Source organism: Neorhizobium galegae bv. orientalis str. HAMBI 540, assembly GCF_000731315.1.
GTDB lineage: Bacteria > Pseudomonadota > Alphaproteobacteria > Rhizobiales > Rhizobiaceae > Neorhizobium > Neorhizobium galegae.
Window position 1 is genome coordinate 902,202 of the sequence record NZ_HG938354.1, and the last position, 24,027, is coordinate 926,228.

Consider the following 24,027-nt stretch of genomic DNA (forward strand, 5'->3'; position numbering starts at 1 on the left):
CATCTCGGCCCAGCCGGTCAGGCATCGCGAACCCATTCACCGATCGGCAGGGGTCTGGCGGGGGCCTGTTCGCGGAGCCGGCCCGCGTCACAGACATTGATACGGGCCTTTTCGGCGATCAGCTCGGCGCCGGCGAGCTGACAGTAGCGCCCCTGGCATCGGCCCATTCCAACGCGCGCCAGCGATTTGACCCGATTGGCTTCGCCCCCGCCGTAAACGACGCTCTCGCGCAGCTGGCCTGCGGTCACCCCTTCGCAGCGGCAGACGACCGTCTCATCCGGAACGGCGCGGACCATTTCGCCCGGCCAGGGAAAGGCGCGTGCGATGGCGCGGGCAAAACGTTCGTAGCGGCCCAACCGGCGCAGATCCGATGTCGCGTCCGGCGAAGAAAGACCCATATCGGCAAGGCAGGCGGTCGCGGCAAGCCGACCGGCCACCTCCGCCGCGTCGGCGCCGAGAATTCTCAGACCATCACCGGCCAGATAAAGTCCCTCGGCCACCCTGCCCATCCGGTCGGTCCGGGGCAGCCATTGCGACCAGCTTTCGTCGTAGTCGAACATGCAGCCTGCCAGGCCCGCGAGCTGCGTTTCGGCGCGCAGGTGCCAGCCAAGGCCGACCATATCGCATGCCGTAATATGCGCCCGGCCGCGGGCATCGCGCCAGCACAGGCCAACGGGGCCGCGTTCGTCGGTTTCGATCCGGTCCAAGGTCACGCCGGCATGATAAAGCCGGCCGAGCTTTGCCCGCATCAGCAGGCCACGCAGGACCATGCCCGGCCTTGCCAGCATGCCCGGAAGACCTGCTGCCTGGTCCCTGATCGAGGACGTGTCGAGGATCGCGGCGATCTTGGCGCCAGCTTTCAGCAACTGGGTTGCGACGAGCGTCAGCAGCGGGCCCGAACCGGCAAGAACAATCCGGCTGCCGAGGGCGACGCCCTGCGCCTTCAGGGCGATCTGTGCCGCCCCCAGGCTGTAGACACCTGGTGCCTGCCAGCCGGGGATCGGCGCCAGGCGATCCATGGCGCCAGTGGCAAGGATCAGGCGGTCGTAGGTGAAATCCCGGCGCCCGGTCGGCGTCAGCGCCTGCAGAAAATGGCCGGCGATCGTCAGGACCGAACTTTGCGGATGATAGTCGATCTGTCCGGCAGCAACCATGCGGTCGAACACCGTATGGAGCGCCACGGCCTTGCGGGCTTCCGATCCGTAGAGCTGTTCCGGCCGTCGCGCGAAACCCTGTGGCGGGCGTCGATAGATCTGGCCACCGGCTTTGATGCCCTCGTCGATGACTATCGGTCTGATCCCGGCCTGGACCAGACGTTCGGCGGCGCGGATACCGGCCGGGCCGGCGCCGACGATCACCACCTTTTCAGCGCCCGGCGCCGTCATGGCCATGTTTCCGGCGGTGCGGTCCGCAATTTCATACCCTCGGCGACCAAAGTCGAACAGGCACGCAGCCGGCCGCCGTCTTCCTGCCATATCCAGCAATCCTGGCAGGCTCCCATCAGACAGAAGCCCGCCCGTTTCTCACGTCCGAATTCCGACTGCCGCACGGCAGGTCCGCAGACCAGGACGGCGGTGAGCACCGTATCCCCGGCCAGTGCCTGGCAATCGGCGCCATCCAGCCGGAACCGAACCTGCGGCCTACCCTTTTCGGCAAGGCGCACAATTCGCCCCCCGAGAGCGGCAGGCGGCAATCCGGATGTCATTCGGCAGCCTCTTTCCGTGCCTCGGCGGGGCTTGGCATGTTCGTGAAGCGTGCGCGCACATCCGCGAACGCAGCGGCCACGCCTTCGGCGCCTGCACGCCCTTTCATCCGGCGGAAGATCTCCGTCTTGGTGAAGAAGCGCCAATGGATGGGAAGGCCCTGCAGCAGGTCGGTCAGCAGGTCGTAGGCCTGCGGCGTCCATTGCGCCTCGTAACCTTCGCGCTCGGGACCAAAGTGGAAGTGTCCGGTCGGCGTGGCCCGGGCGGCTCTCACCTTTCCGGTTTCAATCTCGTCCACCGTGCCGTCGCGGATGACGACGCCGTAATCACGTTCGGCAGCCTCGGAGGAAACGTAGCCGCGTGCGACGTCCTGCGCCACGCGCCAGGTCTCGCGTTCGACAGGGTTGCCGCGCCCGCCGCCGCCGGCTGAGCGGATCTCCAGGACGTCGCCTGGCTGCAGAACCGCGGTGTCGATATTGCCGAGGCGTTGGAAGTCGTCACGGCCGGGGTTCAGCATCATGTCAGACAGGCCCGCAGCCCTGCCGCCCAGCGTGCCCCAGGGGCGGAAGAAGCTGCGGTCGCGGTTGCGGGCGGTGATACGGCTGCCGGGCGAGAAAACCCGGAAGGCCATTTCGGTCGCCAGCCCACCGCGCCAGCGTCCGGCGCCACCGCTGTCCTTTGCCAGGCCATATTTGACGAACTCGATCGGCACTTCCGTCTCGGTGATCTCGATCGGGGTATTCTTGAGATAGGCGGCATCAGCGCCGGAGCCGTTGGTGCCATCGCGGTGGGGCATGCCGCCGCCGCCGCCGACCACCGGATTGACGGCGGCGATCACCGTGCGGCCGTTCCGTTCGTCGGTCGTCATGACGTTGACGATGCAATTGTTGCCTGCCGGTGCTGCCGGCAGCTTTTCAGGCACGGCCTGGCAGAAAGCGCCGAATATGACGGAGCGCAGCCGCGCGCAGGTCAGCGAGCGCATGCCGACGGCAGCCGGCGCGATCGGATTGAGCACGCTGCCCTTTGGCGTGATGCAGGTGAACGGTCTCGTCAGGCCGGTATTGAGGAGGATCTTCGGGTTCAACGTGTAAAGTACGTAATAGACGCCGACCAGAAGCATCGTATGGCGCGGATCGCCGCCCGAGGGGACATTGAGCGAAGAGCCGAGCTGGGGGTCGGAACCGGTGAAATCGAGGATCGCCTCGTCGCCACGGATCGTCAGCGTCAGCTTCAGGCGGCACGGGTTGGCTTCGACCGAATCCTCGTCGGCATAATCGACGAATTCCCAGGTCCCGTCCGGCATGGCGCGCAGAAGATCGCGCGCCTGCGCTTCGGCATGATCGAGCAGGACCTCGGTACCTTCGAGAAAGGCTTGCTTGCCGAATTTCTCGACCATGGCGAGGATCTTGCGTTCGCCCGTGTTGAGCGCCCCGACCAGGGCCTTCATGTCGCCGATATTGAGATCGGGCTTGCGGACATTGGTGGTCATGATCTTAAGGATGTCTTCGTCGAAGACACCTTCGTTGACCAGCTTCATCGGCGGGAAGCGGATGCCCTCCTGATGGATTTCCGTCAACGCTCGCGACAGAGAGGCCGGCACCGCGCCACCCATGTCGGTGTTGTGGATGTGACCGCCGGTCCAGGCGATGATCTCGCCATCGTAGAAGACCGGTTTCCACAGATGGGTGTCCGGCGCGTGCGTCGCCACGAAGCAGGAATAGGGATCGTTGGTGAATGCCACGTCGCCGGGCTTGTAGTCGTCGATCATCGCGATCGCGCGGCTATAGGTGAGACCCGGATACCAGGTCGCGCCCAGTCCCATCGGCACGCCGAACGTCTCGCCTTTGCGATTGACCAGCATGACCGTGAAGTCTTCCGTCTCCTTGACGAAAGCGGAATGCGCGGTCCGCTGCAGCGTATAAGCCATGTTTTCGGCGGCAGCGCGGGTGTGATTGGCAAACACCTGAAGGTTCAAGGGATCGAACATGGGCCGTTACTCCGAAAAGGTGAGATGCAGGTTCAGTTGACGATCGACCTCGACATGTGTGCCGCTCGGGATTGCAAAGGTCGTATCTTCCTGGGCAACGACCGCCGGGCCGGCGAAGCGGCTGCCGGGACGCAGCCGATCACGCCGATAGAGGCCGATCCACTCGAAGCTCTTGCCGGTAAAGACCGGGATCTCGCGCTCGGGGTTGACCGCCTCACCGTCCTCGCGGGCATCGACAGGGATTTCCAGTGCCGGGCCGGCCCCGATTGCCGAGAGACGCAGGTTGACGATCTCGATCGCTCCGTCCGGATCATGGAAGTCGTAGAGCCGGGCATGCATGGCATGGAAGGCCTCCTCGATCGAACCGAGCTTGCCCTCGGCGATCCAGGCTGGCTGGATCGGCACCTCGATCTCGAAGCTTTGGCCGACATAACGCATGTCGGCGGAGACATTGAGCGTCGCGGCGCCGGCATGCCCCTGCTTGGCGAGCCAGTTGCGCCCCTCGACGGCAAGTGCGTCCAGCGCCTCGCGCAATTGTGGTGCCGCCTCGTCGGAGAGATGGGTAAACACGGTACGGATGAAGTCGCCGCGCAGATCTGCTACCAGGCCGCCGAGCGCCGATACAACACCCGGGCGCGGTGCGCCGATCACCTTTGCCATGCGAAATTCGCGGGCGAGGAACGCGCCGAGCATCGGGCCGCCGCCGCCGAACGGCATCAGCGTGAATTCCCTGAGATCGACGCCGGCGCGAGAGGCGAGTTTCTCGACCTCCACGAACATTTCCGAGATGGCGACGTCGAGGATGGCCTGGGCGGCCTCCTCCGCGGTCCGGCCGATCTTTTCCGCGAGCCGGGTGACGGCCGCGCGGGCAAGGCCGACGTCGATCTGTAGCTGCCCGTAGGCCATCTGGCTGTGACCGAGCCAGCCGCAAACGGCCATGGCGTCGGTCACGGTCGCCTGCTCTCCGCCGCGTCCGTAACAGGCCGGTCCGGGTGTCGAGCCGGCCGATTCCGGTCCGACCCGCAACACGCCTTGCGCATCGACGCTTGCGATCGAGCCACCGCCGATGCCGATCGAACTGACCGAGACGGACGGAATATGCAGCGGGAACTCGCCGACCAGTTCGCCGGTGCCGAATTGCGGTTCGCCGTCGATGATCAGCGCAAAGTCGGCCGAGGTGCCGCCGACATCGAGGGTGAGGATATGCTTCTCGCCGGCACGACGGGCGAGCCAGGCGGCGCCTATGACACCAGAGGCCGTGCCGGACAACAACATCTGCACACAGGACCGTTTGCCTTCGTCGGCATTCATCACGCCGCCGTTCGACTTGGTCAGCAGCGCTGGCGCCGTGACGCCACGCGACAACAGCTTTTCCTCAAGTGCGGTCAGGTAGCCGGAGACACGCGGATGAACGTAACCGTTGAGGATAGCAGTGGTGGTCCGCTCGTATTCGCGGATCACCGGCCAGACCTCGCAGGACGTGAAGACGAAGAGTTCGGGGGCGATCCGGGCGATTTCTCGGCTGACCGCCGCTTCATGGATGTCGGTGCGCCACGAATGCAGGAAGGAGACGATAATGCCGGCGGCGCCATTGGCCTTCGCCTTGGCCACCGCTGCCGCAACCGCCTCCAGATCCGGCGCCTCGATCTCGCTGCCATCCGCCCGCAAGCGAGCGGGGATGCCGAAGATCATGTCGCGGGCGATGAGCTGGTCCGGCCGGGAGCAGAACAGGGAATAGACGTCCGGCATCCGCAACCGCGCCAGCTCGATGACGTCTTCGAAGCCGGCATTGGTCATCAGCGCCAGCGACACGCCGCGACGCTGGATCACGGTGTTGATGCCGACGGTCGTTCCATGCACAAAACGGCTGATGGCTGCGGGGTCGAGCCCTTCCCGTTCGGCCAGAAGCGACAGTCCCGTCATCAGTTCCGCACCCGGATCGTCCGGTGTCGTCAGAACCTTGAGCGAGGCAACCCGGCCGGATCGCGTTTCCAGTGCACAGAAGTCGATGAAGGTCCCGCCGATATCGACGCCGATCTTCCAGTCCTGCTGATCGCTGGTTCCCTTGCCCGGCGCGGCCGCACTGTCCATGTCGCTCAATCCTTTCCTGCTGCTTGTCATGAAGCTGGCACGAATGCGCAAAGCCGGTCCAAGAGCGAAAAAGCCGCTGCCCATAAGTGCCGCTTATGCCTCGCCTGGGACGTCCCATAGGTCCGGCTTATGGGGAGATGAAAACCTCGACTTTGACACCGGCCGGCCGCACCGGAATGGTGGTGGGGATGAAAGACATTGCGGAAACGGCCTTATGGATGTGATCGTGCTGGGTGGCGGCCTGATGGGGGCCGCATCGACCTATTTTCTCGCCCGGCGCGGGGTGCGCGTGACGCTCATCGAGCGGAACCGGGTTGGGAGCGGCGCGACGGTCGCCTCGTTCGGCAATATCCGCCGCAGCGGCCGCTATCTGCCGCAACTTCCCCTCGCCCGACGATCCCTGACGCTTTGGGGCAAGGCTGCGGAGATGCTGGATCGGGACGTCGAGTTTCGGGCGACCGGCCATGTCCGTCTGGTGTTCAGCCAGGCGGGTCTGGAGGAGATGCGCAGTTTCGCGACAGCCGCCAGACCTTGGGGTCTCAGCCTTGAGGAACTTACCGCGACGGAGCTTCATGCCCGTTTTCCGGGGCTCGGCCCCGAGGCGATCGCCGCATCCTTTTCCCCGGAGGATGGAAGCGGCAATCCGCGCCTGATCGCCCCTGCCTTCGCGGATGCCGCGAGACGTATCGGTGCCGAGATCATCGAGAACGTGGAAGTAAAAGCGATCCGGCGAAGTGCCTATGGCTTTGAGGTAGAGACCTCGAACGGCATCCATGCCGCTGCTTGCCTCCTCAACACCGCCGGCGCCTGGGGCGCCCGGATCTCCGCGCAGTTCGGCGAAGCCGTCCCGATCGTGGCGAAGGGGCCGCAGATGGGAGTGACCGAGCCGCTGCCGCATCGCATCCTGCCGGTCGTCGGCGTCTGGGCCCATGACCATGGCGGCGGTTACCTGCGCCAGGTGGAGCGCGGAAACATCGTCTTCGGCGGCGGCGCGGAACGTACCGATGTTTCGCTCGATACCGGCCATGCCAAGCCCGACCCCGCCCGACTTCCCGGCCAGCTGCGCGCCCTCCTTCCGATCCTGCCGGCGCTCGCCAATGTCTCGGTGATCCGCACCTGGTCCGGCTGCGAAGGTTATGCCGCCGACGGCCTTCCGGTCATGGGACGATCGGCGACCGCGCCGGGGCTGTTCCATGCCTTCGGGTTCTGTGGCCACGGCTTCCAGCTCGGCCCGGGCGTTGGAGACGTGATGGCGGAATTGATTTCGACCGGCGCGACCGAGACGCCCATCCATGACTTCCGGATTGAACGATTTCACAGGCGGGACGAGGGGCAAGGACCAGGTTAGCCACTCGTCATACGTCTCCGCTCCCTTGCTCTCCAGCTCAACAAAGCGTGCCATTATGACCGGCGCTTGAACGTATGCTCCTCCGTGGGAAACGCTCGGGAGCGAACATCGTCCGCATAAGCTGCGGCCGCCGCCCCCACCCTCTTGCCCAGCTCGTCATACCGCTTGACGAAGCGCGGCGTGAAGTCGTTGAACAGCCCAAGCATGTCGTCCGAAACGAGGATTTGGCCGTCACAGGCAACCGATGCGCCGATTCCGATGGTCGGAACGGCGATAGCTGCCGACACCTCACGAGCCAATGTCTCGACCGTGCCCTCGATAACCACCGCAAAGGCTCCCGAGTTACCGACGGCATCGGCGTCACGCCGGATCTTCGCCACTTCTTCGTCGGAATGGCCGACGGATCGGTAGCCACCCGCGGTATGAACCTGCTGCGGCATCAGGCCGATGTGGCCAAGGACCGGGACGCCGCGGGCGGTGAGGAAAGCGATGGTCTCGGCCATCTCTTCACCACCCTCGAGTTTGACCGCGTCGCAGCCGGTTTCCTGCAGAATGCGCACGGCATTGCGATAGGCCAATTCCTTGCTTTCCTGATAACTGCCAAAGGGCATGTCGACGACCACGCAGGATCTGGTGACACCGCGCATCACCGCCTTGCCGTGCGCGATCATCATGTCGAGCGTCACCGAAACGGTGCTCTCCATGCCGTAGAGGACCATGCCGAGCGAATCCCCGACGAGCAGAAGATCGCAGTGTTCATCCAGCAGCCGCGCCATCGGCGTTGTGTAGGCGGTCAGGCAGACGATCGGCGCTCCACCCTTCATCGCCCGGATCCGACTGGGCGTCAGGCGCTTTAACGAGCCCGCCGCACTCATCGCGTTTCTCCTGTCCCAGACATGGTCTTTTTCGCAATCACCCGGTTGTCGAGAAGCTTGGTCGTACCGATCCGCACGAACAGCGCAACGACCACCGGATCCTCGATCTTCGCGATGGTCTGCAACGTCTTGGCATCCCTGACCGCGACGACGTCCGGTTTTGCCAAGGGCTCGCGACCGATGAAGCCGGCAAGCTTTTCTTCAAGGACCTGCGGGTCCGTGAGACCCTGGGCGACGAGACGCTCCGCCTCGTCCAGGGCGCGAGGGACGACGACTGCAGCGCGTCTTTCGTCTCCACTGAGATAGACGTTGCGGGATGACAGGGCGACACCATCCGCATCCCGGACCGTCAGCACGGAAACGACGCGCACCGGCAATGCGAGATCGTCGACCATCCGTTTGATGATGACGACCTGCTGGTAATCCTTTTCGCCGAAATAGGCGTTCCTCGGCTGGACGATATTGAAGAGCTTGTTGACGACGGTCGCCACGCCCGCAAAATGTCCGGGTCGAACCGCGCCTTCGAGCTCACATCCAAGCTCCGGCACATCAACCACCGTCTTCATGGGCCGCGGGTACATATCCTCGACGCCCGGCGCAAACAGGATATCGACGCCTGCTGTCTCCAGCATCGCCTTGTCGCGTTCCAGATCACGCGGATATCGACTGAGGTCTTCCGCCGGACCGAACTGAAGCGGGTTCACGAAAATGGAGGCAACGACCGTTTCGTTTTCGGCACGGGCTCGCGAGACAAGTTCCATATGCCCCGCGTGGAGATAACCCATGGTCGGAACGAGGCCGACCGTCCCGCCTTTCGCCTTGGTTGCGGCAAGTGCCGCGCGCAGCGCCTCAATGCTCGATAGGACCCGCATATTGCCCTCCCTGGCCACGATCACATCGGCGCGGATAGAGAGAGCAAGCGCGGCTACACGTCAATGCACGCCGTCCGATAAAACCGATTAGACCGACGCGATACGGACTGGCGGCTCATCGCCAATATCTATTCTAGCCTCAGTTTTGGCGTCGAGGAGATTGATGCTTGAAGGATCGACTTTGAACCGAATTTGATCGCCTCTTCGACCCTTGAACCGCGGTTCAGCTCTGGCTATGACAGTCTGATTGCCGATAATGGCCGTGACCATGGTGTCCGGGGCCGTCGGCTCCACGACGTCGATCACTCCCTCAAGAGACGTCGATCACTCCCTCAAGAAAAGCGTCCTCGGTCTCGACGACCTTGAGCTCCTCCGCGGTCTAGGATCTGCTAAAGACCTTTATCTCTGTCGGATGTGCCTTTCAATCAGCGCCTTCAGCTTGCTGGCGTTGCCCGCCTCCAGAAGATCGATCATCTCGTGATGCTCCCGAGCCGATTGCTCGATTCGCGCCCGCGTCTTCCACTGGGAAACGGGAGCGGAAGACGTGCGCTGGCGAAGTTCGGCGATAATCCCGTCCAGTTCGCCGTTACCGGACAGCTGGACGAAGGCGCGATGGAAGTTCAGGTTGGCTTCATATAGCTCCAGCACGGTGCCGTGCAGGATGAGACTTTCGAACCGCTCGGCCAGGACGCGCAGGTTGCTGATATCGTCGGCCGTCGCCGTGGCCACAGCTTTGGGGACCACCCCGGTTTCCAGTAGGATGCGGATCTCGGCAATGTCGTCCGCTTGCTTTCCGTCAGCCTTGTAAACGTGATAGCCGCGGTTCGGCACATGCTCGACGACACGCTTCTGTGCCAGGCGGTCGAGTGCGCGGCGGATCTCATTGCGCCCGCGCCCGTAGCGCGTCTCCAGATCGACCTGCTTCAGCCATGTGCCCGGCTGAAGTATTCCGGATTGGATATCCGTCAGGATAAGCTGGGTGGCATCGGGTTCGCCGTCTGCGATGGGTTCGTCGAGCAGGGTATTCATCCGTTTGACCTCAGGCGGCCGCGAGGCGATTTGCCTAATCACTAGCCACAAATTTCATTTGCCGAAAGAAGAATCTTCCCATAAATTGGTACCAATTTTGGATGAAATGTGTAGGCAAAATGAAAAATTTCGACAACGTCTGGGAGATCGTTGACGGCAAGGCACCCCGGTTTGCCGAGCTCAGCGACTATGTCTGGGAGGTTCCGGAGACCAATTACGAGGAGTTCCGCTCCTCCGCGGCGCATGCCGAACTGCTGGAAGCCGAGGGCTTCAGGGTCACGCGCAATGTCGCAAACATCCCGACGGCCGTGATGGGCGAGGCCGGCGAAGGCGGTCCGGTCATCGCCATTCTCGGCGAATATGACGCGCTGCCCGGCCTCAGTCAGGTCGCGGGCCTTGCCGAGGAAAAGGCGGTGGTCGAGGGCGGCCATGGCCATGGCTGCGGGCACAATCTTCTCGGTTCCGGCTCCATGCTGGCCGCCGCCGCCGTCAAGGATTACCTCAAGGCGAACAATCTTCCAGGTCGTGTTCGCTATTATGGCTGCCCGGCCGAAGAGGGCGGCTCCTCGAAGGGTTTCATGGTCCGTGCCGGCGTTTTCGACGATGTGGACATCGCCATTTCCTGGCACCCGGCCGCATTCGTCGGCGTCAACAATCCGGTCTCGCTTGCCTGCAACGAGCTCAATTTCCACTTCTCCGGCCGTGCGTCGCACGCCGCTGCGTCGCCGCATCTCGGACGCAGCGCACTCGACGCAGTCGAGCTGATGAATGTCGGCGTCAATTATCTGCGCGAGCATATGCCGTCCACGGCGCGGGTCCACTATGCCATTACCGATACGGGGGGCCACGCGCCGAACGTCGTGCAGGCGAAGGCCTCGGTACGTTATCTCGTCCGGTCGCGCACACTTCCGGAACTTTTGGAACTCGTGGCCCGAGTGAAGGATGTGGCGGCCGGCGCTGCCCTGATGACCGGTACCTCCGTGCGCAGCCAGATCGTCAGCGGCGATGCGAACCTGGTCGGCAACACGCCGCTCGAAGCGCTGATGCACAACCATATCGAGCGCGTTGGCCTGCCGCCTTTCGACGAGGCGGACAAGGCGACCGCCGCAAAATTCCAGCAAACCTTCAGCCAGGCGGATATCGCCACGTCCTTCGGACGGTTCGGGCTGAAGGTCCGCAAGGGCGTGTCCCTCTGCGATGTCATCTTCCCGCCGGAAAGCGGCGACGGAACGCTCGTCGGCTCCACCGATGTCGGGACGGTGAGCTGGGTCGTACCGACCGTCCAGATGCGCGGCGCCACCTATGCGATCGGCACGCCCGGCCATTCCTGGCAGCTCGTCGCCCAGGGCAAGCTGCCCGCCGCGCACAAGGGCATGACGCATGCGGCCAAGATAATGGCATCGACCGCGGTCGACCTCATCCTGAAGCCGGAACTGATCGCGGAAGCGAAAGCCGATTTTGCTGCACGGCTCGAAGGCACTCCCTTCATCAACCCGATCCCCGATGACGTCCAGCCTGACATTCGGGAGAAGCGGGATGTCTGAGGCGCCCCTCCAGCCCGACCGCCAGATCCTGATGGGCCACATCCACGAGTTTGGCAAACGGGTGAAACTTTCGGGCACGGCGGAAGAGCTGGAGAGCTTTCGATATCTGGAAAGGCAGATAGGCTCCTACGGCTATCGGACGCAGCTTATCCTGCACGATGCCTATGTTAGCCTACCGGGCAAGGCTGCTGTCGAAATCGATGGCAACGCCATCCGCTGCATTACCCATTCCATGTCGGTCTCGACGCCTGGAGAAGGCATATCGGCGGAGGTCATCTATGTCGCAGAAGGCACTGAAGCCGATTTTGAAGGTATCGACGTCAAGGGGCGCATCATCCTTGTCGATGGCATTGCGACCGAAGACGTCGCGGCCCTTGCAAGTACCCGCGGCGCGATCGGGCAGCTCCATGTCAGCCCCAACGAACACCTCTACGAAATGTGCGTGTCGCCCGTCTGGGGCAGCCCGTCACAATATACGCGCACGCAGCTGCCAAAGACGGCGATATGCACGATTTCCCGCGACGACGGCGAGCGGCTCCGTCAGGCCTGCCGCGCAGGTAAGGCGCCGATTGCCCGCCTGACGACGGAGGTCGATACGGGCTGGCGCAAGACGCCCATCCTGGTCGCGGAGCTTTTCCCGGACAATCGGCCGGATGCACCTTTCATCCTGTTTTCCGGCCATCACGATACCTGGCACTACGGCGTGATGGACAATGGCGGAGCCAATGCCACGATGCTGGAGGCCGCGCGCCTCCTGGCCGAGCGACGTGATACCTGGCAGCGGGGCCTGCGCATCTGCTTCTGGTCCGGCCATTCCCACGGCCGATATTCCGGGTCCGCCTGGTATGCGGACGAATATTGGGACGAGTTGGAACAGCGTTGCGTGGCGCATGTGAATGTCGATTCCACCGGCGGTGCAGGCGCGGACATTCTGACGAACTCGGCCGTCATCGATGAATTGAAGGCGGTCGCGGCAAGGGCCGTCGAAACGGTGACCGGCCAGGTGCATCGCGGTCGCCGTCACGGGCGCGCTGCCGACCAGTCCTTCTGGGGCGTCGGCATTCCCTCGATGTTCGGCAGCCTCAGCCATCAGCCCCCAGGGCCTGTGAAGATGCTGACGGCGCTCGGGTGGTGGTGGCACACGCCACACGATACGGAAGAGCATATCGATCCGGCCAATCTTCAGCGCGACACCGAGATCGTGTTGCGCGTGCTCGGTGAACTGCTCGATGCCCGCGTTCTGCCGCTCGACTACACCGCCTACGCAGCGTCTCTCAAACATGAACTCGACGGCCTGGCCGCGGATCTGGCGGGACGGATGGATATGAACGTCCTGACGTCGGTAGTGGATGAACTGCGCCAGCGTGCCGAGGCGATCAACCGTGTCGCGCAGCAGGAAACCGATCCTGTTCGCGCCGAGATCATCAACGACCGCCTTCGGCGGGCCTCCCGCCTCCTCGTTCCATTGAACTACACGTTCGGTGACCGTTTCCATCATGACAATGCGCTTCCGCATCCGGCCTGGCCGTCCCTATCAGGGCTTCGCGAACTGGCCGCCCTGCCGGAAGGGCATGCCGATATCCCGTTCTTCGCGGTTCATGCGCGCCAGACGCGCAACCGCATTCTCTCCGTCCTGAGACAGGCCTGCACGGTGCTTGCCCTCGGCGGAATATGACATCGCAACCGTCCTCTCCAACGCAACGAACAAATAAGGGAACAACCACATGAAAACCGGGAAACTCTGGGCGGCCGTGCTGGCCGCCAGTCTCACCATCATGGTGCCGGGCGCAGAAGCCAAGGACTGGACGCATGTGAAGGTTGGCATCGAAGGCGCCTTCCCCCCATGGAACGCACTGGATTCCAAGGGCAACCTGACCGGCCTCGATATCGACCTCATCAACGACCTGTGCCAGCGCGCCAAGGTGGAGTGCGAGCTGATCGCCGGTGAGTGGAGCGCCATGATCCCCAGCGTCAATGCGGGCAAGTTCGACCTTATCATGACGCTCGGCATCAATGAAAAGCGAAAGGAAGTCGTCGATTTCACGGTGCCTTATGCAAGCGGCGTGGCGACCTTCATCACACTGAAGGACAGCCCGGTCAGCAAGCTGCCGATGACCGGCGAACGGCTGAACCTCAACGACAAGGACAAGGCCGATCCCGTGATGAAGACGATCGGCGGTGTTCTTTCCGGCAAGACGATCGGCGTCGTGCAATCGACAAGCCAGGAGCAGCTGATCAACGCCTATTTCGGCAAAAGCGTCACCGTTCGCACCTACAAGAATTCCGGCGAGCGCGATCTCGATCTCAAGGCCGGCCGCATCGACGCCGGTTTCGATAGTGGCGTCTATGGCACCACCGCACTTGCCAAGCCGGGGAACGAGGATCTGACGATGGTCGGACCACTGATGAAGGGTGCGATGCTGGCGACGGAAGTCGCCATGGGCATGCGCAAGGGCGAGACCGATCTGAAGGAGAAGTTTGACGCAGCCATCAAGTCGGCGGCTGCGGACGGCGTCATCAAAAAGCTCTCCGAAAAGTGGAGCAAGCTGGACCTGACGCCATCGTTCTGACCCGGCGGACCCGGCGAAAGGTGCGCAAGTCGCGCCTCGTGCCGTGACGCCAGGATCTGGACACGAACAAACCTCCATATGGATGAGGTCTCCATGAACCAGCCGACAATACTGGATCTGATCGGAACCGGCCCGAATGGCTGGGGCATGGCGCTTGCCGCGGCCACCGTCATGACGGTCCTGATCGCCATTGCCGGTTTCGCGATCGGTGGCGTGATCGGCGTCTTCGGTGCCTGGGCGAAAGTCTCGGGCGGTCCGGTGACGCGCGGGATCGCGGGTTTTTACACCACCGTTCTGCGCGGCATTCCCGATCTTCTGGTCATTTATCTCTTCTATTTCGGCGGCAGCGCTGCGGTGACCGCGATCGGCAGGTTGTTCGGCGCTGACGGCTTCATCGGTTTTCCGGGCTTCCTGGCCGGCGCGCTCGCCGTCGGCATCACCTCCGGCGCCCAGCAGACGGAGGTCTTTCGCGGCGCCTATCGGGCGGTGCATTCGGGCGAGCTTGAGGCGGCGATCGCCTGCGGCATGTCACACTCCTTGCGGTTTCGCAGGATCCTGGCGCCGCTGACGCTCTGCCACGCAATTCCCGGCATGGGCAATGTCTGGCAGGTCGTATTGAAGGAATCCGCGCTGGTTTCGATCACGGGTGTCGTCGAACTCCTTCGGCAGTCGCAGATCGGCGCCGGCTCGACCGGCCTGCCCTTCGATTTCTACGTCATCGCCGCTGTCATCTACCTGGCCATCTCCACGGTTTCCGGCGGTTTCCTGCAACTCGGCGAAAAGCGCTTCACGCGCGGCGTCAGGAGGGGTTGATGGATCTGCCGTTTCTCTACGAGACCTTCCTCAGCCTGGTTGCAGCCGTGCCGCTGACGCTGCAGCTTGCCGCGAGCGCGATCGTATTCGGCGCATTCCTGGCCCTCGGCCTGGCGCTCTGCCGGCTGTCCGGCATCCTGCCGCTCGACTGGTTCGCGAGGGCCTATATCTTCGTCTTCCGCGGTACGCCGCTGCTCGTCCAGATCTTCCTGATCTATTACGGCCTTGGCCAGTTTCGCGAGGTCCGCCAGAGCATGTTGTGGGTCGTGCTGCGCGACCCTTACTGGTGCGCTGTCATTGCCCTGATGCTGAACACCGCCGCCTATTCCGCCGAGATCATCCGCGGCGGACTGCTCTCGGTCCCGTTCGGCCAGATCGAAGCGGCACGCGCCTGCGGCATGACCCGTTTCATGGCCTTCCGGCGCATTGCCCTGCCGCTCGCGATCCGCCAGGCCCTGCCCGGTTATTCCAACGAGATGATCTCGATGGTGAAGGCGACGTCGCTTGCCTCGATCATCACCATCATGGAGGTGACCGGCGTCGCGGCCAAGCTGATCTCCGAGACCTATCGGGCGATCGAAGTCTTCGTCGTCGCCGGTGCCATCTATCTCGCCATCAACTTCATCCTCACCCGGCTTGTTGCCCTCGCCGAATATCAACTGAGCCCGCACCTGCGCCAGCCTGCGGCCTTGCCCAGCACATCCACGGGAGCCGCAAGATGACGCCTTCGACCAATCCACCCGCACCGGCGGCCATCACCGTGCGCGGGCTTCGCAAAAGTTTCGGTCCCGTCGAAGTGCTGAAGGGCATCGACATGGAGGCGCGCGAGGGCGAGGTCGTCTCGATCCTCGGCTCCTCCGGTTCCGGCAAGTCGACCATGCTCCGCTGCATCAATATGCTCGAGACGCCCGATGCCGGCGAAATCACCGTTGCCGGCGAAACCATCCGCATGAAGCCGACCGGCTCCGGCAAGAGCCGCATTGCCGACCGCCGCCAGGTGGAGCGCATCCGCTCCGAACTCGGCATGGTGTTCCAGAGCTTCAATCTCTGGTCCCACAAGACCGTGCTCGAAAACGTCATGGAGGCGCCGCTGCACGTGCAGAAGCGCTCGCGCGCCGAATGCCTGGAAGAGGCGGAAGCCCTGCTTGCCAAGGTGGGTATTGCCGACAAGCGCAATCACTACCCGGCGCATCTTTCGGGCGGCCAGCAGCAACGTGCCGCCATCGCCCGCGCGCTTGCCATGCGGCCGAAGGTGATGCTGTTCGACGAGCCGACCTCGGCGCTCGACCCGGAACTCGTCGGCGAAGTGCTGCGCGTCATGCGGGCGCTTGCCGAAGAAGGCCGCACCATGCTGGTCGTCACTCACGAGATGGGTTTTGCCCGCGATGTCTCGAGCCGCGTCATCTTCCTGCACCAGGGCGCCATCGAAGAGGAGGGCCGGCCGCAGGACATGTTCACCAATGCGAAGTCCGAGCGCTTCCGGAAATTCATCAGCGGCTGAGCCGCTCCACCATCCTACCCAGACAAAAAGAGGGAACTGACAGATGGAATTCATCAAGACGGCGATCGCCGCTGCTTTTACCGCCATGACGCTGATGGCGACGGCCGCTACGGCGCAGGACAAGACGGAAATCGTCATCGCCACGGAGGGCGCCTTCCCGCCCTATAACCTGACCCGTCCGGATGGCACGCTGGACGGCTACGACATCGAACTCGGCAAGAACCTCTGCGAGCGCATGAAAATCAAGTGCACGTTCGTCGCTCAAGCCTTCGACGGCATCATCCCGGCCCTCAACGCCGGCAAGTTCGATGCCATCATGGCCGGCATGTCGGCCACCGAAAAGCGGAAGGAAGTCATCGACTTCTCCATGTCCTACGGCAGCACCGGGCAGTCCTTCGCCACACTGAAGGACGGCCCCCTGGCAAAGATGCCGATGAAGGATCAGCTTTTCTCGCTCGCCTCCAACGAAGCCGGCGCCCGCAAGGCCGTCGAAGAGCTGAAGCCGCTACTGCAGGGCAAGACGGTTGGCGTCCAGACGGCTTCCATCGCCGCACGCTTCATCGACGAGTACCTGAAGGGCGTCGTGCAGGTTCGCGAGTACAAGACCACGGAACAGCATGACCTCGATCTCATTTCAGGCCGTGTCGATTTCGTCATGGCGTCGATGGGCTACCTCATGACCGCCGCGCAGAAGCCGACCAATAGCGACATGACGATCGCCGGCCCTCGCTTCCAGGGTGGCTTCCTCGGCGCCGGCAGCTCGGTCGGCCTTCGCAAGGCGGATACTGCGCTCAAGCAGAAATTCGACGAGGCGATCGCGGCCGCCAAGGCGGACGGGACGACGAAAAAGCTGTCCACGAAGTGGTTCGGCTTCGACATGACCCCGCAATAATCTTTAAATCATCCGAATATCAGAAGGCCGCGGCATCCGGTGCTGCGGCCTTTTCTATAACCGGGCCTTGGTGCTACGGGGGGTCGCAAGCACGAGGCTGGTTTCCGTCGCCGTAATCCCCGGCACCAGACGGACCCGCCGCAGCACGGTGTCGAATTCGGCCAATGTCGTGGTACCGAGTTCAACGATCAGATCCCAGCGACCGTTGGTCGTGTGGATTTCCGAAATCTCCGGAAATCCGCCGAGGGCTTTGATGACCTGGTCCGCTGCCCTGCCCTCGATCTCCACCATCATGATCCCGCGCACCGGCAGTTCGACAGCGTCAGCCCGCAAAATGACCGTGTAGCCGAGAATGCCGCCGGCCTTTTCGAGCTTCTCCATGCGTGTACGAACGGTGGCGCGTGAGGCCCCGAGATCCGTTGCGAGGTCGGAAATGCTCCGCCTCGCGTTGTGACGCAATAGCGTCACGAGTTTGCTGTCAAAATCGTCCATGCTCAAACCGGCTATCGAAGATCTCGTTTTGATAAGCCAATTCAAATAATTTGGCAAATTGAGTTGTTCAATCTGCCGGGCCTTCGTGTTCCAATCATCATAACGGAGAACAAGACATGCATTGCAAACTCATTGGCATCCCCCTGCAGGACGGCGCGGTGCAACTCGGCTGTGAAATGGGGCCAAGCGCACTCAGGACCGCAGGTCTCGAAACGGCGCTGAGGGAGCTTGGCCATGAGGTGACCGACCTCGGCAATGTCGGCATTTCGAAACTGCCCGACGTCACGCATCCGAACACCGCGATCCGACGCCTGCCACAGATTGTCGCCTGGATCGAACTGCTGACGGAACTCGCCTATCGCGAAAGCGGCGAAGGCATGCCAATTTTCCTCGGCGGCGATCACGCCGTCTCCGCCGGCACGGTGGCGGGCCTTGCCCGCCGGGCCGCCGAAGCCGATCGGCCGCTCTTCGTTCTGTGGCTCGATGCGCACACTGATTTCCACACGCTCGACACCACGACAAGCGGCAACCTGCATGGCGTGCCGGTCGCTTACTTCACTGGTCAGCCGGGTTTCGAAGGTTATTTACCGAAACTCTCCCATCCCGTCGATCTGGCCCGCGTCTGCATGATCGGCATCCGCAGCGTCGATCCGGCCGAGCGCGCGGCGCTGCGCCAGAGCGCGGTGACGGTTCACGACATGCGACTGATCGACGAGCATGGCGTTGCGGCGCTGCTGCGTGCTTTCCTTGAAAAGGTCGAGGCGGCCAACGGCCTGCTGCATGTCAGCCTCGATGTCGACTTTCTCGAACCCACCTTTGCTCCGGCCGTCGGCACGACGGTTCCAGGCGGCGCAACCTTCCGCGAGGCGCATCTGGTTATGGAGATGCTGCACGACAGCGGTCTGGTCACCAGCCTGGACCTGGTCGAACTCAACCCGTTCCTCGACGAGCGCGGGCGCACCGCGACGCTGCTGGTCGATCTCACCGCCAGCCTGATGGGCCGCAAGGTCATGGACCGCCCGACAAGGAGTTTTTGATGTCTGTACCCGCCAACCTGAACATCGTGCCGTTCATCAGCGTCGAGAACATGATGGATCTCGTCGTCGCAACCGGCGTCGAAAGGTTTCTGGTCGAGTTGGCGGGTTACATCGAAGATGATTTTCGCCGCTGGGAAAGTTTTGACAAGATCCCGCGCGTCGCCTCCCATTCGAGGGATGGCGTGATCGAGCTGATGCCGACCAGCGACGGAACGCTCTACGGCTTCAAATACGTCAACGGCCACCCGAAGAACACCAATTCCGGCCTCCAGACGGTCACGGCTTTCGGGGTTCTCTCCGATGTCGAGAGCGGTTATCCCCTGCTTTTATCGGAAATGACCATCCTGACGGCGCTGCGCACCGCCGCCACCTCGGCGATCGCGGCAAAGTACCTGGCGCGCAAGGAGGCGCGCACCATGGCCTTGATCGGCAACGGCGCCCAGAGCGAGTTCCAGGCGCTCGCCTTCAAATCCTTGCTCGGTATCGACAGGCTGCGGCTTTACGACATCGATCCCGGTGCGACCGCCCGATGCCGCCGCAATCTTGAGAGATTTGGCTTCGACATCGAAACCTGCATCTCCGCCGAACAGGCCGTCGAAACAGCCGACATCATCACCACCGCGACCGCCGACAAGCACAATGCCACTATACTGACCGACAATATGATCGGCCCCGGCGTGCATATCAACGGTGTCGGCGGCGACTGCCCCGGGAAAACGGAGATGCACCGCGACGTCCTGCTTCGCGCGGACATATTTGTGGAGTTTCCGCCGCAGACACGGGTTGAGGGCGAAATCCAGCAGCTTTCATTCGACCATCCGGTGACGGAACTCTGGCAGGTCATCACTGGCGAAAAGATGGGGCGCTCGTCGGAAAAACAGATCACGCTGTTCGATAGCGTCGGTTTCGCGATCGAGGATTTTTCTGCGCTCCGCTATGTCCGCGACCGGGTGAGCGGCTCGACTTCCATAAACCAGCTCGATCTGCTGGCCGATCCGGACGAGCCGCGCGATCTGTTCGGGATGCTGCTTAGGCGCCAGGCGCTTCTCGCCTCCGCCTGCTGACTTCCTGGACATCGGCGGGCTGTGCGGCTTAGAGCTCTTGCGCCCATTGATCGCTCGGCGATTGCGCTATAGATTTGCGCCGCGGCAAGCGGCCGCGCAAGCGATCAGGAGTTCTCATGCCGACTGGTACTGTCAAATTTTTCAACGACGACAAGGGATTTGGTTTCATCACTCCGGAGAACGGAGGGGCGGATGTATTTGTGCACGTTTCTGCTCTGGAGCGGGGCGGTTCTCTGAAAGAGGGACAAAAGGTAAGCTACGAGATAGGCCAGGACCGCAAGACCGGAAAATCAAAAGCCGAAAACGTTAGCGCGCTTTGATCAAGCTCGCGCGCTCATCCTAAAATCCGTCTAGCGCTGCCTCTAAGACCGTGCTCACCACTTGCCGGATAGGATGATTGCAGGCTCGATGTCGTTCTACAAAGGCTTCAAAGCAAAGTTGCGGACATAGGGATCGCGACCAGCACCTTCGATAAAGTTCGCCCCGAATTTTCCGAAGGTGTCACGCAGCCCGCTCGAATCGGAACGCGACCGTTTTTCCGGTCGCTTCCAGACTATGCCGATAGAGCGCCTCGGCGCCATGCCTTCACGATGATGTAATCGGATCGGAACAACTCTTCTCTCAAGTGAGTTTAGGGGTGTGGTGCCTTGTCAAGAAACATGAGGTGCAGCGATGCCATATAAATTCATGTTTGCCGGCCTGATATTAGCGATCGGCTGTACGACGGCGGCCGCCGCCGTGGCCAAGAGCGACAAGGAATTTCTGAGCGACGCGATCAAAACCGACAATTCCGAAATCAGACTCGGTGACCTCGCTACGAAAAAGGGCGGCAGCGACGGTGTACGCTCATTCGCTCAGACATTGATCGACGATCATCGCAGAGCCAAGGACGATGCTACGGCTCTCGCCACGGATCTTGATGTAAAGATAACCGGCATTGTGACGACCGAGGCGCAAAACGAGATCGAAAAGCTTCAAAGCCTAAGTGGCCCCGAATTCGACAAGGAGTTCGTGAACTATATGGTCTCGGCCCACGAGAAAAATATTTCCGAATTCGGCGAAAAGGCCGCTGAGGGCGGCAGGCCGGTGCCGGAACTTGCAAAGAAGACGTTGCCGACGTTGCAACGGCACCTCCAACTTGCCCAATCGCTAAGCGGGCATTGATCGCATGGCTGCTCGCCCGACCGCTTCGGCTTGCTGAAGCGGTCCGGCGCCGTTTTCTTATGGTCGGGGCCCAACACCAACTCCAGTTTAGCCATGCTCACCGCTGCCTTTGCGGAACCTCGTCCGGCCGGATTACAGGTGTATTGCCGACCGGCGGAGCCGGCTCGACGAAATCGCTATCGCCCGTCGAAGGTGGCTTTAAAACGCCATTGCAATCGGACAATTTTTCTGTGGCGGATTTATTTGCCGGTCGTGAATTGTCTTCTGTCGTCATGTTCTGGTTCTGCTGCCGATCCAGCGCCTGGCAGCGATCCGGCTGTTTGGCGGAGGCCTGGGCAAAAGCCGATGCCGGCAGAAGCCCGATGGCACATAGTACGCATATCCGCTTGGCCCAATCGAAAACCCTTGTCTCAACGGAGAGCATCTGTCCCTCCTTTGTGTCACTTCCGATAAAACCTATCGGAGGCGGTGATGTTCCAGACTAAGCGTTCGGGCACCATTCTTGACGTCGCTATCGAACGCTGATCCTAATGCTGTTCACGTTAGAGATCACAATTCCGTAGAAAGCCGGTTGATCTGCAGTTTTGGCCGCTATCTTCCCGGAGGAAGCCGCAAGGAGGCAGCCATGGACCTATCTTCTGAAAACGTAATCGCCGTTCTCGGACCCGTCGACGAAACCTTGGTTGCCGATATCCTGGCGACAGGGGCTTCTGTTCGCGATCTGGCCGAAGCCTGGGCTTGGGTGAATGCTGACGAAGCGCTGATGAACGAAGGACGAAAACTGCCAACGGGAAAGGTAGCGGAGCTGGTCGATCTGCTGGAGATCGACGATGAAAGCCCTTGATCGTCGGACGCCCATCGATTTTGGCTGACCTTTGAAGTGGAGCACCTCCCCCGCCCTTGCCTCCTCAGTTTCGGCCATTTTGGTTTTAGGCGGCTCGTCATTCTCATCCGGATTGGGATTCGGCTCTTCGTCGGGCAAACGGTCTGGTTCAGGCTCCTTGATGGGACGTATCGGCGTGACTGGTGGTGGCACCGGAGGTACAGGGTTGGGAATGGGTTCGACAGGATCTTGAGCCATTGCAAATCTCCTTTCTGGCCCAACCGAAAACCTGTAATTGGGTTCCAGTGCGGAGGCTCTCATTGATGTCTGCGCAAGTGGCCAAAGCGAAAACCGCCTGATACGGCGGCACGAACCATCATCATTTCTCCGATCGCATCATGCGTCATGAGGCCTATGAGATGATCCGCACCGTGTACAACGGCAATGGCCGGCACATTGCCCTGCTGCATCAATCGCAAGCTCTCTTCCAGGCTTTTGCGATAGTGGATTTTTGGAATATCGACCCGCATCGCGCTTGCGACAGGCGTGTCCGGACCTTTGTCCTTCAAGCTGCGGATCATGTCGTCACGCGTCAGAAGACCTTCAAAACGGCCGTCGGAATCGACCACCGGAATTCACGTTGTGTAGTCGCAAGCAGCATATCAATTGCATCGTCCTTCCCTGTTGCCGCTTAACCGATATGCCAGGCTGCGGCTCGAACCGTCGGCGATACCTAAAGCCGGCTATGCCATAACCGCTGCGGATGCCGCGCTGCTGCAGGCGTTTCGGCTAGAAGAAGGCAAGCCCGATGCCAGCCATCCCCACTGCAATGACCACCGTCCAGGGTGGAGCCTTCCAGACGGTCAGAAGAACAAAGCCGGTCAGAGCCAGCGCGAAGTCGTGTGGGCGCAGGATGGCGCTTGTCCATACCGGACTGTAGAGAGCCGCACCAAGGATCCCGACCACAGCAGCGTTAGCCCCCCGCATGGCGGCCTGCGCGCGCGGACGTCTTCGGAAATCGTCCCAAAAGGGAAGTGCTCCGATCACAAGGAGGAAGCCCGGCAGAAAAACCGCAATGAGCGCGATCACCGCGCCGACAGCGCCATTCGGGGCGGGTCCCATGACTGCGCCCAGATAGGCCGCGAAGGTAAACAGCGGGCCCGGCATCGCCTGGGTGGCGCCATAGCCAGCCAGGAAGGCATCGGCGCTGACCCAGCCGGAATTGACCACCTCCGCTTGCAGCAGTGGCAGAACGACGTGTCCGCCGCCAAACACGAGGGCGCCGGAGCGAAAAAAGGCATCGAACAGCAAAAAGGTCCTGTGATCCCGTGGCAGATGCTACAAATGGCAGAAGGGCGAGCAGCGTAAAAAACGCTATCAGGCTGAGAACACCGACCCAACGCGGCACCCTGAACGACAGGTTGCCGGCACTACTAGATTGGCCGTTGCGACAAAGCAGAAGTCCGGCGACGGCACCTAGCGCGATCGCCGCGATCTGCCCGATCGCACTGGAAAGAAATACCACCATGAGCACGGCGGCCAGGGCAATGCTGACGCGCTCCCGGTCCGGCGTCAGGCTGCGGGCCATTCCCCACACCGCCTGCGCAACAACAGCGACGGCAACGATCTTGAGCCCATGAAGCAATCCCTCGCCTATCGGCCCGCTGAACGCTGTAGCCGACATGGCGAAGATGACGAGCAGAAGCGCGGATGGAAGCGTAAATGCCGCCCAGGCGGCAAGCGCCCCCAACGGCCCTCCGCGCAGCAAGCCCAGAGCAAAACCGGCCTGGCTGGAAGCCGGACCTGGCAGGAACTGACAGAGCGCGACGAGGTCTGCGTATCCCGACTCATCAATCCATTTCCGGCGGATCACCAGTTCGTTTCGGAAGTAGCCAAGATGGGCAATCGGTCCGCCGAACGAAGTGAGGCCGAGTTTCAGAAAAACGAGGAACACTTCGCCGACTGTGCCGCGCGATCGTCCGTCGATCTCGGAGATTGTTTCCGTTGACGACCTCACGAAAAAACTCCTCGGTTCTTTCCCCGGCCCGTTCGAAGGCGGTTACTCCGCAAGGAGTCCAAAGGCCGTGCGGATTGCTTCGGCGGCATAGGCAGGACATGGAGCCGGAGAGAAGATCCCGATGTTCCATTCCTCACCAGACGATGGACCATCTCCGGGAAGATATCGAAAAAGTCGATGAACCTCAGCTGAAGGCGATGTTCGA

Annotated in this window: 23 protein-coding genes and 2 pseudogenes; 13 read left to right on the top strand and 12 right to left on the bottom strand. The window is 62.1% G+C overall.

Annotated elements, in window-relative coordinates; genetic code table 11:
- Nucleotides 1–17: 17 nt before the first annotated feature.
- Genes RG540_RS26770 through RG540_RS26785 form a run of 4 tightly spaced genes read right to left on the bottom strand, consistent with a single transcriptional unit; the run spans nt 18 to nt 5,781 of the window.
- Nucleotides 18–1,385 carry an NAD(P)/FAD-dependent oxidoreductase gene (locus RG540_RS26770; protein WP_041365029.1) on the bottom strand — a complete coding sequence of 456 codons (1,368 nt, stop codon included), beginning with the start codon at nt 1,383–1,385 and terminating at the stop codon, nt 18–20.
- A complete protein-coding gene (locus tag RG540_RS26775) occupies nt 1,382–1,705 on the bottom strand; it encodes a (2Fe-2S)-binding protein (protein ID WP_041365031.1) in 324 nt (107 codons plus the stop codon). The genes RG540_RS26770 and RG540_RS26775 overlap by 4 nt, the downstream gene beginning before the upstream one ends.
- Nucleotides 1,702–3,690: a hydantoinase B/oxoprolinase family protein gene (locus RG540_RS26780; RefSeq protein WP_041365033.1), complete on the bottom strand. Its 1,989-nt coding sequence runs from the start codon at nt 3,688–3,690 to the stop codon at nt 1,702–1,704. The genes RG540_RS26775 and RG540_RS26780 overlap by 4 nt, the downstream gene beginning before the upstream one ends.
- 6 nt (nt 3,691–3,696) lie before the next feature.
- Entirely contained in the window at nt 3,697–5,781 is a 2,085-nt protein-coding gene (locus tag RG540_RS26785; RefSeq protein ID WP_041365035.1) for a hydantoinase/oxoprolinase family protein, read from the bottom strand.
- Nucleotides 5,782–5,995: 214 nt separating this feature from the next.
- Between RG540_RS26785 and RG540_RS26790 the strand changes: the two genes are divergently transcribed.
- Nucleotides 5,996–7,129: an NAD(P)/FAD-dependent oxidoreductase gene (locus tag RG540_RS26790; protein WP_041365037.1), complete on the top strand. Its 1,134-nt coding sequence runs from the start codon at nt 5,996–5,998 to the stop codon at nt 7,127–7,129.
- A gap of 53 nt (nt 7,130–7,182) precedes the next feature.
- Here RG540_RS26790 and panB read toward each other — a convergent pair whose 3' ends face one another.
- The 4 genes from panB to RG540_RS26810 form a co-directional block, all read right to left on the bottom strand.
- A complete protein-coding gene (gene panB / locus RG540_RS26795) occupies nt 7,183–8,004 on the bottom strand; it encodes a 3-methyl-2-oxobutanoate hydroxymethyltransferase (RefSeq protein ID WP_041365039.1) in 822 nt (273 codons plus the stop codon).
- Entirely contained in the window at nt 8,001–8,876 is an 876-nt protein-coding gene (gene panC, locus RG540_RS26800; protein WP_041365041.1) for a pantoate--beta-alanine ligase, read from the bottom strand. Before panC ends, panB begins: the two co-directional genes overlap by 4 nt.
- An 87-nt stretch (nt 8,877–8,963) precedes the next feature.
- Entirely contained in the window at nt 8,964–9,146 is a 183-nt protein-coding gene (locus RG540_RS26805) for a hypothetical protein (protein ID WP_244446782.1), read from the bottom strand.
- Nucleotides 9,147–9,275: 129 nt separating this feature from the next.
- Nucleotides 9,276–9,905, bottom strand: a complete 630-nt coding sequence (locus tag RG540_RS26810; protein ID WP_041365044.1) for a GntR family transcriptional regulator — start codon at nt 9,903–9,905, stop codon at nt 9,276–9,278.
- A 119-nt stretch (nt 9,906–10,024) separates the two neighbouring features.
- Between RG540_RS26810 and RG540_RS26815 the strand changes: the two genes are divergently transcribed.
- The 7 genes from RG540_RS26815 (at nt 10,025) to RG540_RS26845 (ending at nt 17,225) form a co-directional block, all read left to right on the top strand.
- Complete coding sequence (locus tag RG540_RS26815; protein ID WP_155414810.1) at nt 10,025–11,449, top strand: M20 family metallopeptidase; 1,425 nt, start codon at nt 10,025–10,027, stop codon at nt 11,447–11,449.
- Nucleotides 11,442–13,124 (top strand): M28 family peptidase, encoded by a 1,683-nt coding sequence (locus tag RG540_RS26820; protein ID WP_041365048.1) that lies wholly within the window; start codon nt 11,442–11,444, stop codon nt 13,122–13,124. Before RG540_RS26815 ends, RG540_RS26820 begins: the two co-directional genes overlap by 8 nt.
- A gap of 49 nt (nt 13,125–13,173) precedes the next feature.
- Nucleotides 13,174–14,019, top strand: coding sequence for a transporter substrate-binding domain-containing protein (locus RG540_RS26825; RefSeq protein WP_041365050.1), 846 nt, complete (start codon nt 13,174–13,176; stop codon nt 14,017–14,019).
- 93 nt (nt 14,020–14,112) lie between these two features.
- Complete coding sequence (locus RG540_RS26830) at nt 14,113–14,832, top strand: ABC transporter permease (RefSeq protein ID WP_041366421.1); 720 nt, start codon at nt 14,113–14,115, stop codon at nt 14,830–14,832.
- On the top strand, nt 14,832–15,554 hold the full coding sequence (locus RG540_RS26835; protein ID WP_041365052.1) for an ABC transporter permease: 723 nt from the start codon (nt 14,832–14,834) through the stop codon (nt 15,552–15,554). The genes RG540_RS26830 and RG540_RS26835 overlap by 1 nt, the downstream gene beginning before the upstream one ends.
- Entirely contained in the window at nt 15,551–16,333 is a 783-nt protein-coding gene (locus RG540_RS26840; protein WP_041365054.1) for an ABC transporter ATP-binding protein, read from the top strand. Before RG540_RS26835 ends, RG540_RS26840 begins: the two co-directional genes overlap by 4 nt.
- 43 nt (nt 16,334–16,376) lie before the next feature.
- The gene (locus RG540_RS26845) at nt 16,377–17,225 is read left to right on the top strand and encodes a transporter substrate-binding domain-containing protein (protein WP_041365056.1); all 849 of its coding nucleotides are present in this window, start codon (nt 16,377–16,379) and stop codon (nt 17,223–17,225) included.
- 54 nt (nt 17,226–17,279) lie between these two features.
- On the opposite strand, the gene RG540_RS26850 is transcribed toward RG540_RS26845, so the two are convergent.
- Nucleotides 17,280–17,717, bottom strand: coding sequence for an Lrp/AsnC family transcriptional regulator (locus RG540_RS26850; RefSeq protein ID WP_041365058.1), 438 nt, complete (start codon nt 17,715–17,717; stop codon nt 17,280–17,282).
- A gap of 116 nt (nt 17,718–17,833) precedes the next feature.
- Here RG540_RS26850 and rocF point away from each other — a divergent pair, with 116 nt between their 5' ends.
- From rocF to RG540_RS26870, 4 genes are all read left to right on the top strand, one after another.
- Entirely contained in the window at nt 17,834–18,754 is a 921-nt protein-coding gene (gene rocF, locus RG540_RS26855) for an arginase (protein ID WP_041365060.1), read from the top strand.
- On the top strand, nt 18,754–19,818 hold the full coding sequence (locus RG540_RS26860) for an ornithine cyclodeaminase (protein WP_041365062.1): 1,065 nt from the start codon (nt 18,754–18,756) through the stop codon (nt 19,816–19,818). The genes rocF and RG540_RS26860 overlap by 1 nt, the downstream gene beginning before the upstream one ends.
- A 116-nt stretch (nt 19,819–19,934) precedes the next feature.
- A complete protein-coding gene (locus tag RG540_RS26865; protein ID WP_040125038.1) occupies nt 19,935–20,138 on the top strand; it encodes a cold-shock protein in 204 nt (67 codons plus the stop codon).
- Between the two features lie 367 nt (nt 20,139–20,505).
- Nucleotides 20,506–20,982, top strand: coding sequence for a DUF4142 domain-containing protein (locus RG540_RS26870; RefSeq protein WP_157884695.1), 477 nt, complete (start codon nt 20,506–20,508; stop codon nt 20,980–20,982).
- 97 nt (nt 20,983–21,079) lie between these two features.
- Here the strand turns inward: RG540_RS26870 and RG540_RS26875 are convergent, their stop codons facing one another.
- On the bottom strand, nt 21,080–21,406 hold the full coding sequence (locus RG540_RS26875; RefSeq protein ID WP_051909825.1) for a hypothetical protein: 327 nt from the start codon (nt 21,404–21,406) through the stop codon (nt 21,080–21,082).
- 201 nt (nt 21,407–21,607) lie between these two features.
- Here RG540_RS26875 and RG540_RS33290 point away from each other — a divergent pair, with 201 nt between their 5' ends.
- A complete protein-coding gene (locus RG540_RS33290; protein ID WP_041365066.1) occupies nt 21,608–21,826 on the top strand; it encodes a hypothetical protein in 219 nt (72 codons plus the stop codon).
- 296 nt (nt 21,827–22,122) lie between these two features.
- Here the strand turns inward: RG540_RS33290 and RG540_RS26885 are convergent.
- Both RG540_RS26885 and chrA read right to left on the bottom strand, forming a co-directional pair.
- Nucleotides 22,123–22,481 (bottom strand): annotated as a pseudogene (locus tag RG540_RS26885) (CBS domain-containing protein); the annotation flags it as partial.
- Nucleotides 22,482–22,594: 113 nt separating this feature from the next.
- Nucleotides 22,595–23,822: pseudogene (chrA, locus tag RG540_RS26890) on the bottom strand (chromate efflux transporter).
- Nucleotides 23,823–24,027: the final 205 nt, after the last annotated feature.